This window comes from Micromonospora sp. NPDC050784 (assembly GCF_044456765.1).
In the GTDB taxonomy this organism is placed as follows: domain Bacteria; phylum Actinomycetota; class Actinomycetes; order Mycobacteriales; family Micromonosporaceae; genus Micromonospora; species Micromonospora foliorum.
Map to the genome: position 1 here is coordinate 174,334 of NZ_JBITGG010000018.1, position 10,209 is coordinate 184,542.

9 protein-coding genes are annotated in these 10,209 nt (G+C 68.6%); 6 read left to right on the forward strand and 3 right to left on the reverse strand.

Going from position 1 to position 10,209, the window contains the following annotated elements; translation table 11 throughout:
* The first annotated feature begins 34 nt into the window (after positions 1-34).
* The 3 genes from ACIBD9_RS23960 to ACIBD9_RS23970 all read left to right on the forward strand — a co-directional run bounded on the left by ACIBD9_RS23960 (position 35) and on the right by ACIBD9_RS23970 (position 2,897).
* Positions 35-1,510: an MFS transporter gene (locus ACIBD9_RS23960; RefSeq protein WP_396720991.1), complete on the forward strand. Its 1,476-nt coding sequence runs from the start codon at positions 35-37 to the stop codon at positions 1,508-1,510.
* A gap of 410 nt (positions 1,511-1,920) precedes the next feature.
* The gene (locus ACIBD9_RS23965) at positions 1,921-2,295 is read left to right on the forward strand and encodes an alpha/beta fold hydrolase (protein WP_396720992.1); all 375 of its coding nucleotides are present in this window, start codon (positions 1,921-1,923) and stop codon (positions 2,293-2,295) included.
* A 116-nt stretch (positions 2,296-2,411) separates the two neighbouring features.
* Positions 2,412-2,897: a hypothetical protein gene (locus tag ACIBD9_RS23970; protein WP_396720993.1), complete on the forward strand. Its 486-nt coding sequence runs from the start codon at positions 2,412-2,414 to the stop codon at positions 2,895-2,897.
* A 352-nt stretch (positions 2,898-3,249) separates the two neighbouring features.
* On the opposite strand, the gene ACIBD9_RS23975 is transcribed toward ACIBD9_RS23970, so the two are convergent.
* Together ACIBD9_RS23975 and ACIBD9_RS23980 are read right to left on the reverse strand one after the other, a co-directional pair.
* Complete coding sequence (locus ACIBD9_RS23975) at positions 3,250-3,855, reverse strand: hypothetical protein (protein ID WP_396720995.1); 606 nt, start codon at positions 3,853-3,855, stop codon at positions 3,250-3,252.
* 156 nt (positions 3,856-4,011) lie between these two features.
* On the reverse strand, positions 4,012-4,446 hold the full coding sequence (locus tag ACIBD9_RS23980) for a hypothetical protein (RefSeq protein ID WP_396720996.1): 435 nt from the start codon (positions 4,444-4,446) through the stop codon (positions 4,012-4,014).
* A 526-nt stretch (positions 4,447-4,972) separates the two neighbouring features.
* Here ACIBD9_RS23980 and ACIBD9_RS23985 point away from each other — a divergent pair.
* Positions 4,973-5,347: a DUF4259 domain-containing protein gene (locus ACIBD9_RS23985; RefSeq protein WP_396720997.1), complete on the forward strand. Its 375-nt coding sequence runs from the start codon at positions 4,973-4,975 to the stop codon at positions 5,345-5,347.
* A 206-nt stretch (positions 5,348-5,553) separates the two neighbouring features.
* Here ACIBD9_RS23985 and ACIBD9_RS23990 read toward each other — a convergent pair whose 3' ends face one another.
* Positions 5,554-5,760: a hypothetical protein gene (locus ACIBD9_RS23990; RefSeq protein WP_396720998.1), complete on the reverse strand. Its 207-nt coding sequence runs from the start codon at positions 5,758-5,760 to the stop codon at positions 5,554-5,556.
* A 313-nt stretch (positions 5,761-6,073) separates the two neighbouring features.
* Here ACIBD9_RS23990 and ACIBD9_RS23995 point away from each other — a divergent pair, with 313 nt between their 5' ends.
* Positions 6,074-6,853, forward strand: coding sequence for a hypothetical protein (locus ACIBD9_RS23995; RefSeq protein WP_396720999.1), 780 nt, complete (start codon positions 6,074-6,076; stop codon positions 6,851-6,853).
* Positions 6,854-6,909: 56 nt separating this feature from the next.
* On the forward strand, positions 6,910-10,068 hold the full coding sequence (locus ACIBD9_RS24000; RefSeq protein WP_396721001.1) for a hypothetical protein: 3,159 nt from the start codon (positions 6,910-6,912) through the stop codon (positions 10,066-10,068).
* Positions 10,069-10,209: the final 141 nt, after the last annotated feature.

A 10,209-nucleotide genomic window follows, 5' to 3' on the forward strand; every position in this document is an offset into this window, starting at 1 on the left:
CGCCTGTCTTCACGCTATTTCAGCAGGAGGTTTCGTGTCGAGTTCACTGCCCAGCACGACCGAAGTCACCCACGCGCCGACCACAAACATCGACCGGGCGGCCGCTCTGACCCTCACCACCCTGGTGTCCTGCGAGGTCATGCTGATGCTCGACGGCACCGTCATCAACGTGGCGCTTCCGGTCATCAGGAACGATCTGGGCTTTTCAACTGCCGGCCTCTCGTGGGTGGTCAACGCCTTCCTGCTCGCGTTCGGCGGCATGCTGTTGCTCGGTGGACGGGCTGGCGACATCCTCGGCCGACGCCGGATCTTCCTCGCCGGCATCGCGCTGTTCACCGTGGGGTCGCTGCTTGGTGGCACGGCCCAGACCGAGGAGTGGCTTGTCGCCATGCGGGCCCTGCAGGGCGTCGGTGCGGCGTTGGCCGGGCCGAGCACGCTTGCTCTGCTGGTGGTTAGTTTCCAGGGCGCCGCGCAGACCAAAGCGCTCGGAATCTACTCGTCGATGACCGCCTCGGCGATGACCCTCGGCCTGATTCTCGGCGGCGTCATCGTCACGCTAGCCTCTTGGCGCTGGGTGCTGTTCATCAATGTCCCGATCGGTCTGCTCGTGCTGCTCTTCGCTCGCCGATTCGTCATCGAACCCCCAAAGACTATCGGCCGGTTCGACCTCCTCGGGGCGACGACGTCTCTGGTCGGGATGGTCGGCGTCGTGTTTGGGCTGGTGCGGACCGCGGATCATGGTTGGGGCGACCGGCTCGCACTGGTCGGGCTGAGTGTTGGTGTTCTGTCGCTGGTCGCATTCGTGCTCGTCGAACGTACGGCGACTCAGCCGATCATGCCGCTCGGCCTGTTCGCGGAACGTTCGCGGGCAGGGGCCTACCTGGGTCTGCTGCTGGTGCCTATGGTGACCCTGAGCATGCAGTTCCTCCTGGTCCTGTTTGTGCAAGAGGTGTCCGGCTTCAGTCCGCTGGAGGCCGGCCTCACCTTCCTGCCCATGGCGGTCGGGCTGTTGGTCACCGCCCAGAACGCGGCCAGACCACTGGGCAGGTACGGCGCGAAGGCAACGGCCGCCACAGGTGTCGTCGTGATCCTGATCGCCACCGCATGGCTGACTCAGATCTCGGCCACCACCGGATACCTCACCGGGCTGTTCGCGCCACTGCTACTCGCCGGCGCAGGCCTTGGCCTCGTGGTCGTCCCGCTCAACGTCACCATCATGTCTACCGTGGACCCGAAGGACTCGGGGGCAGCGTCGGGCCTGCTGCAGGCGATCATGATGGCCGGCGCGACGCTCGGTGTGGCTCTTCAATCCACCGTCTACACGTCCGCCATCGAAGGCGTCCCTCGGGTCGCGGGTACCGCACCCACTGCCGCTGCCATCGCCGAAGGCATGAGCAGCGGATTTCTGGTCAGCACCGGGATCGCGGCCCTGGCCCTGCTCACCGTGCTCTTTGCGCTCAGGTCGCCAGCCGCCAACCCCACCGACGGAGATCTGCCAACCGAACGATGAGGGCCTACCATCCTCGGATCAGGGCCTGCAGGACACCGGGGTGGTGAAGACCTCGAACCGCGACGAGGGGTGGGGAAGCGTCGCCCTCGATCACGTTGACCTGACCGTCTGGGTGCCCTACAGCCACATTGTCGCCGGGCCGACCGAATACGAAGCCTTGAACCAGGGCAGCGGGTGTGTCACTACGATTTCCAGGCCAGGACGACTACCCAGGCACCGGTCAATGTCACCACCCGCTGATGTAAACCCCGCGCAGTGGCCGGCCGGCCCGCTCCCCAGGGGGCGGGCCGACAGCAGACGGGATGGCTGGAAGTGTGGATGCTGTCGGCCTCACCTCGGTTCAGCAGGCGAACGCGTTCTTGTGCTGCGAGGGATCGTGCGGCCGTAGGATCTGGCAGTGCCCGACCTGAATGGCGAAGATCATCAAGGTCCGAGCGCCGGCCCGGCCCACGCCCGCCATCCTGGTCCACGGTGGACCCGGTGCGCCTGACGGTCCGGGTCCGGGACCGGCGGCCCCGCTCGCCCGGGCCGATTTTGACGTGTACGCCTACCACCAGCTCGGTGCCGGCCTGTCCGGGCGGCTGGCCGATGCCGCCGGTTACACGGTCGCGCGACACGTGGAGGATCTAGAGGCTATCCGCGTCACGCTCGGTGTCGAACAGGTGGTGCTCATCGGCGCCTCCTGGGGAGGGCAGTTGGGGGGTGTCAAAGAGCCAGCCGGCCGGGTCTTCGCCCAGTTCGGCTGCCACCTGCTCGGCCCAGCGGCAAGACCTTGGGTGCGGTGAGAGGAAGTCGCCGCTGTCCGTCCAGTCCAGCAGGGCGACAGGCGTTGACGATCGAGACCTGGACAGCGGCCGTCAGACTTGTTGAATGAGTAGCTCCGACGACCCTAGGGACGGCGATGGACCCGGATGACCTTCCGCTTGAGGAATTGCCGCTCCGCCAAGCCGCACTGGACCTGGTGAAGGACAGCCCTGAGGGGCGTTCTCTCAAGAGGAAACTCGAAGCGTTCGACGAACTCGATGACTTGGCGAAGGAGAAGGCTGCCCAGGACATCCGCGAAGACATCGCCAACATCGTTGCTCGAGCGGTCACCGAAGAGCACCACCGCACCGAGATGCTGGACGCGCTCGTCAACTTCAGGAATGACCCCAGCGTCGTCGCGTCCGAACCACCTGGGATGCGAGACCAGCACCCGCTTGTGGCCGAAGTCCTGGACGTCGCGCAGGACATACTCGCGGAGCTGGGAAAAGAAGCTTTGGTTGAGGTACTGCTCCCCGGCGCGCACCTCCTCCTCCCGCCCAAGGACTTCGTGGAAAGCCTCTTCACGGCCGTGGAGATGCTCGAGGTCGCGGAAGACCCTTTCGACCGGCCGTGGTGGTGTTGACCACTCGGCCGTACCGGGCAACCGACCATGACTTGAGGTGCGGAGCAGAAGCCCCGCCTTACGCTCATTACGCACCACCCGTACTCGGGTTCGCGTCACCGAAGGTACTTCAGACGTCACGAACCTGAGGGCGCTGCTCCGGTACGTACCCATTCGCAGGATGGGAACCCGTAGAGGTAGTCCCGGTTCTCGATCATGAATATCCAGTACAACGTCGGAGCGGCCACTTGCCAGCGTTCGGTGTGGACGACCTGGCTCACCGTCGACATGACCGGACCTCGCCTTGAATGCCGATGCCAACACTGTGCTGGCCGCGAGGATTCGTGCTTCAGACAGCCAGTAGCCATGGCCGTTAGCCGTAGGCAATTCCAGCGTGATCGAGTAGACGACACATATCGTGGAAACCCTCTGTGCAGGCGTCGACGACAGCACCATGCCGGCCGGAGGTCTTCGCGTACTGCAACAGGAAGTACGGATCGACGAGGCCGGGGGCATAGATGTTGGCCTCGACGACCTCGCCGCTCACCGCGTTCTCGAACTGGCAGTGCTCTCCGTGCGGGAACAGGTACCAGGTCGCGTCGCGATATCGCACAGACTCGGGGGGGTCCGCGTCGCCGTCGCTCACCGGTGACGAACCAGCCTCCATCTGCTCGACGAGCGCGGCTGCTACCCGGCGGAACTCGGCGACAAGGTTCTCCAGAGCCGGGCGTACGGCGGTGGCTTCCGAGTCCCCGATTAGCTGCAGCACAGTGAGGATCGGCCCTTGGCGTCCCGCGGAGGCTAAGACCGCCATATCCGGCTGGAGCGCAACCCGTAACGCCCGCGCAGTGGCCGTGGCAGCCGGCATCGTGACGGTCTCGTTGAGGACGACGACCAGACCGCGACCGCGGGCGACCCGCCGACGAAGATCGGCGGGGTCCGGTACTCCTGGGGCAATCGCGTCGGCCCCTGATTCCACCGGGCGATGCTAACTGGAACGCATATACCAACCGGCATGACCGAGCGCACTCAACTGTCGACGGCATGTCCGGTCAGTGCTGGATGTCGCCCTGGTACCGCACCACCAGGAAGCCGTGGGACTGCCGTAGCGCGATCGATTTGTTGTAGCGGGCGCTCAATCCTCGGCCGCCGACGTAGCTGCCGGACCCGACTGGTCGGTTTCCCGGCTCGCGAGCGCGAAGCGGCGGACGAACTCGACATCCTCGTCTAGGTGCAGGGCGGTGACTGGCGCATCCGCCATCGGCGGCGTCTCGGTGCCAACCGAATATCGCGTATGCACCAGTTCGTCGTACGGGCCCTGCTCATCGATTTCGGCGAGGATGAACGGTGTGCCGGCGGCCCACCTCCCGGAGGCTATCCAGGTGTACCGCAGCTCGACCTCGCCGTCGCGCGGGCAATCCCAGCCGAGTTGGCTCACCGCCGCGCTGCCGGTGTTGGCGACCGCTGTCCAGCCAGTGCCGTCCCGCCGAAGGCAGACCCAGCTCGACTCCATCGCACCGTAGTCGTACGGACTGCTGTCCCAGAGTCCCACAAGGTTCTCGTCCCGCATGAAGAGCATGATCGCAAAAGCGAGACGACGGAGTTCCTGACGCGGATTCTCTCGCCCTCGCACCGATCGAGCCAGCACTGGTTCGGCGTGCCCACGGTTCGGGCGGTGCGACAGCGCGTCGGCGCCGCGCTCAGATCCGTCGCGCGAGCCATACGGCGCTGTTGCGTTGGCGGATTGGTGGGCACGCCGAGCCGCGTCAGCGGGCACTGGTCAGATCGCTCGGGCCGGTTCGGTGAACGCGGCAGCCATCCGGGTCGCGGGTGACGCGTCGAGTCCGAGTCGATCGGATTGTTGGCATGCCGCTCGATGTCGTGCCACGCCGAGGGAGGGGCCGAACCGCCGATACCAGCGCACCGCCAGAACGATCACCTCAGGCGGGAACCGGAGCCTGAGGAACGCCGGCGCCGGCGGAGACCAGGACCGGAGACGAGTACCTCGTTGCGGGGGTGCCACTCCGCCGCTGACACGAGGTCACACCGACCTGGTTGAATTCATCGGACCAGAGGGCACGGCAGGCGGAGGACCAATGGGCGGTTGGGGCAGCGGCAACTTCGACAGCGACACCGCAGCCGACCATCTGGGGATCTTGACCGACCGACTCATCGCCGAAGTCGCCGAGGCGATGTCCGGCGACCCCGTAAAGATTGAGCCCGACGAATACTGGGGCGTCGCCGTGCCCTGCAACCTCGAACTGCTCCACCTCATTGCCCAACAGAACTACGTCGGGGTCGACCTGCCCGACCCGGGCACCATCGCCGACTGGAAAATCAAGTTCCTGACCGTCTGGGAAGAAGCCATCGACGACCTGGAGCCCTCACCCGACTACAAGGAACAGCGGCTCGCCCACCTCGTCCGAACCTTCGATCAGCTCGCCGAAATGGCCAAGGCCGAACAGGCGTAACGTTCCGGCCGTCCGCACCACCCGCAGCAGGGATGAACGCACATCGTTCGCTGCGCCCACGTGCGACTGCCGGCACCCCCCAAACTGCTTGAACCCTGCGGGACGTTGATGCGGCGGCTCGCGGTCGCCGCTGGCCACGCATTCCTTGGGTGGCGGCGGCCGCGCGTTCCGCGCCACCGCCGCCGCTGGGCCTCCTGTGCAACGCCCTACTGAGGGCGGATGGCGTCCGCCGGAGCAGCCGCGAGCCACGGCACGTCCTGCCGCAGCCAGGCGTCCACACCGGGCAGGGCGAGGACTCGGGTGATCGCGCCGGCGACGACGAACGCCTGCGCGACAACCGGCACGGTGTCCACGCCGGCCGTCGCGGCGGCGAGCGGCAGCAGTGACAGCGCGCCGACGCCGGCGGCTGCCACGGTACGCAGCGTCGCGCGCCATGGGTAGCGGGTCTGGATCGGGAGCCACGGTGGGAGTTGGGGTCGTCATGACGAGCACCTCCGGGGGTAGGGTCCAGAGGCCGGTCCATATCCCAAGAATGCCTGCTCAGGGGCGGTTGGTGCATACCGCGTTGCCCCGGGGAGCGGACCGGGGGCAGGGGAAGATCATGGCGGGACGAGTCGCCCTGAGCGCGGTCGAGGCTCGGTCTGGGAGTCGCTGACCACGACGCGTCGGTGTGCGCACAAAGTCGCCGCCAAGTGGCCACCAAGTCGCTGCTGGCCTGATCCTCGTATGAAACGCACGCTTGCGGGGGCGGCAGCCCTCCTCACGACGCTCGGAGTGCTGACGACGCCGGGCGCGGCCGGCGCCGTCCCGATCTGTGAAACCAATCCGCTGGGCTGCGAGCCCCCGCCACCACCGCCACCACCGACGCCGACCGACAAGGCACCCACCGGAGCCGCCCAGGCCACCGGGCCGCAGAACAACGGTGTCCTCGGCATCACCGGCTGGGCCACCGACAGCAACGGGTGGCCGGTCACCGTGGACATCACCTTCGACGGAACCCTGGTCGCGTCGAAGCCGGCCAGCGACTTCCGGACCTGGCTGCCGGCCGGACCGTTCGGGTTCACCCACACCGTCCTCGTCCCGCCGACCGGGCCGGTCCGTCGGCTGTGCGCGACCGCACGCAACGTGCCCGACGGCAGCACACCGGTGGCGTCGGCCGTGCCGCTGGGCTGCATCAGCTCCCGGCCGTCGAAGCCGACCGACCTGGTGTCGACGGCCGAGAGCGCCTACAACCGCAGCACCCTGCGACTGGGCTGGACCGACAACGCGACCGACGAGACGTCCTACCTGGTCACGCTCAGCTACCTGCGCCGGCACTGGGAGGGCAACTACTCCTGGCAGGAGCCGATGAGTGAGTCCTTCGTCGTCGCGGCGCAGCCCGGTACCGGACGGATGTCGCTTGTGCTTTCCGACCAGGACGCCAACACCCATTTCCAGGTGCTCGTGAACAGCAGAGTCGGCGAGATCACCTCGGAGTCGCTCAGCGGCGGGGTCACGGCGCCGTGACCACCGTCGGAGATAAGGGAGGTTCGCAGGTGAGACCAGGCAGAATCCGCAGGCGCGTGGGTGCCGCTGCCGTCGGGGTCGTCGTGGCGGTGTCGACGTACGCGGTCCCCGGCTACGCCGCGCCGGTTCCGATCGACGAGGCGGCCCTGCACGACAGTCTGTATGCCGCAGCGGTGCAGTCGCGCACGACCGGCGTCGCGGGCGTGATCGACGCCGTCGTGGCGGCGGAGATCGTCGACTGGCGAGCGGCCCATCCGACCGTGGACGGCACGCAGGTGGTCCGCCACCTTGGACGCACCGACGCGGCCGTGCGGGCGGCCGTGTCCGGCGTCGGCTCGTCCGAGGGGCTCGCCGCGTTCGCCGCCGCCACCGCGGGGTTGCTCGCGGTCCCTGTCGACCAGGACCCGGCGCAGGCCGCGCTGGACCGGGCCGAGGTGCGCGGGCCCGGCCTGCGCGCCCTGCTGACCGCCACCACGGGGGAGGAACTCGGCGCGGTGGTCACACCGACCGAGCAGGTGCGTACCGGCAGCCAGAACTTCCTGTGGGAGGTGTCGGCGCCGGGGCGGCTCGCCGGAGCGTGGAAGCGGTTGCACCGGGCCGCGTCCACCGACGCGGAGCTGCGCGAGGCGTGGGACGGCACCTACGCGGCGCGCCTGTCGGTCCGGCTGGACACCTCGGCGCAGGACCTGATGGCACTACCGGCGTTCGCGAGCCGGGTCGACCTGCCGGGCATCCTGGCCAAGAAGGACGACGAGGCGGCGTTCTCCGCTGCCGTACGCACGGCGGTGCAGTCGCAGTTCGACGCGCTGGAGGCGCTGGCGAACGACCGGATCACCGCCGCGACCGCCCTCAACGCGAAGTTCCCGATCGAGGGCGCCAAGCCGACCCCAGCGGAGGAGGCGGCGGCCAAGAAGTCGGCCGAGGACGCCAAGAAGCTGGTCAGCGAGGCTGGCAGTCTGCTGACCGTGGTCCTCGGCGACATTGGGGGGATCTACGACCCGAAGTTCGCCAAGACCGTCAAGACGGTCGGTGACGCGCTGGTCAAATCGGTGACCTCGGTGATCTCTTACGAGATGACGATCGCCTCGGGTCAGCTCACCGGCGCCGCGTCGGCCGCCGCCGCCCTCTCGCTGACCGGCAACTTCATCGGTGCCGGGATGGCCCTGCTGCCGCTGTTCATGGGCCAGGAGTCACCGGATCAGATGATCAGCAAGCAGATCAAGGGGCTCAGCGAGCAGGTCCGGCGGATGGCCGAGGGCATCGGCGACCGATTCGACCGGGTCGACGCGAAACTCACCGCGATGTACGACGGCCTGAGCACCCAGCTCGGTCTGCTGGGCCAGGACGTCAGGGAGGTCAAGCGGATCCTCGGCGTGATCGGGGACCAGCTCCACACGATGGATCAGAAGATCGACCAGATGGCGCTGGCCAACCAGGCTGCCTTCGAACAGTTGGCGGCGGACGACGTCGACGACGCCACCGACCGCTACCTGCACCGGGCCGTCCGCGTCGACGGTGGCGCGATCGGGTCGGTGGCCGAGTACTTCGACGAGGTCGACTCGCCGACCCGGACGTTCGCGACGACGGCCGCGAAGAAGGCCCCGTTCGTGGTGCCCGCGGGCACGTCGACCGCGAACCCGGTCAACGTCCTCGACCTCCATCTGCCCAACGGCGCGATCGACTACCTCGCCGGGTGGGCGGCGGCCAAGGGCGTTCCGCTGCGGCCGGCCACCGGCGACCAGGCGGTCAGCGGCGTGGCGAACCCGTCCGCCTGGTTGATCGGCGCCCGCGCGAACCTCGTCATGCAGTTGGAGAACCCGCAGTTCGCGGCGGCGGTCACGGCGGAGCACACCGCCGGCACCTTCGACGCGGGGGACCGGGTCAACCAGCGGGTGCGGCAGTTCAGCAACCCGGGCGCCGGTGGTGCCACCAACGAGCTGTTCACCCGGCTCGTCGCCGACTACCGGGCCGCTTTCGACGGGTGGTCCGACGCGCTCGACGACGTGGGGCGCGCCGTCCGCTGGAACCAGGCCGACCCCGCTTACCCGGCCGCCGGCAACGACCGGACGTACGACCTGTGGGGTGCCCCCGACCAGGCGCTGCCCGCGGCGGCGCAGATCCCGGACGCGCCCGGCCTGACGCCCTGCCGGATCGGCGACATCGGTATGCCCGCCTGGTCGGTCCCCGCCACGCTGCGCAACTCGGACCTGCCCGCCTACTACGACCTGCTGGCCTACGCGGCGCCGCCCAGCTACCGGCCGACGCTGCGCACCTGTATCGAGGGCGACTTCGTCAACGTCAAGGAGACCATCAGGCCCAAGTACGAGATCTACTCCGGCGACCTGAAGATCACTCTGCGCCACCAGGTGAAGCAGGGCGGCAGTGAGACCTGGCAGGACGTGCGCAGTGTCACCACGACCCGGCCGGTCGGCGTCTACTGCGAGATCTACAACGGCAGCGGGCCCTACCCCGACACCGAGTGCCACAGCCCGTCGGACTACGTGCTCACCCAGTGGCCGCAGTACCTCAACGCACTGCAGACCCAGGGCACCGTCACCACCCATCCCCAGGTCGACAACGACACACTTGCGCGTACCCGGTCGATGCTGTCCGGACGGCAGAAGTACTTCTACCGGGTGGCGGCCGCCGGCACCGGTGTCGAGGCCCCGCCGCTCACCACCTGGGCCGTCTCGCAGACGTTGTGGGAGAAGGGCCGCCAGCTCGCCGAGTCCGTTCGACTGTTGCAGGCGTTCACCCAGTTGGGCTGGGCGAGCGCGCTCGATCGGGACGAGATGATGCACCTCGTCCTGTTCGGTGACCGCTCGCTGCCCGGCGACTACACCGCGCCGCGTGGCGACCTCAACGGCGACACGGGCCGGCGTTACCTCCAGACGGCGTACGCCCAGGCGGTGAGCAACTACGCCGGCTGCGCGCAGGCCGTCGACTGGGATCCCTGCCAGGGCCTGAATTCCGGGTTCGACGCGAAGCAGGGCCAGAACCCGTACTTCGCGTGTGGGCAGGTCGACCGGCCCAACGCGCCGGTCGACCCGCTGGGCCGGTGCGTCTACGCCGTCGCCGGTGACCGGACCAACGAGCTGGCCGGCCGGTACGCCCACTGGTCGGCGGAGATCGCCGGCGGCCGGCACCGGGAGGGCATTCCGGAGGTCACCACCGTCACCAACCTCCTGCGGATCACCAACGAACACCTGCACTGACCGGGGTCGGCACGACGCGGCGGGGCCCCCCCCCCCCGGGGGGGGGGGGGCCCCCCGGCCCCGGGGGGGGCCCCCCCCCCCCCGGGCCGGGGCGGGGGGGGGTGGGCGCGGCCGCCCCCCCGCCGAGCCACCCCGCCCCCC

Excerpts from the sequence above, each read along its gene's own strand:
- ACIBD9_RS23965 (WP_396720992.1), top strand. The coding sequence starts at position 1,921 with ATGGCGAAGATCATCAAGGTCCGAGCGCCGGCCCGGCCCACGCCCGCC.
- ACIBD9_RS23970 (WP_396720993.1), top strand. The coding sequence starts at position 2,412 with ATGGACCCGGATGACCTTCCGCTTGAGGAATTGCCGCTCCGCCAAGCC.
- ACIBD9_RS23980 (WP_396720996.1), bottom strand. The coding sequence starts at position 4,446 with ATGCGGGACGAGAACCTTGTGGGACTCTGGGACAGCAGTCCGTACGAC.
- ACIBD9_RS23985 (WP_396720997.1), top strand. The coding sequence starts at position 4,973 with ATGGGCGGTTGGGGCAGCGGCAACTTCGACAGCGACACCGCAGCCGAC.
- ACIBD9_RS23995 (WP_396720999.1), top strand. The coding sequence starts at position 6,074 with ATGAAACGCACGCTTGCGGGGGCGGCAGCCCTCCTCACGACGCTCGGA.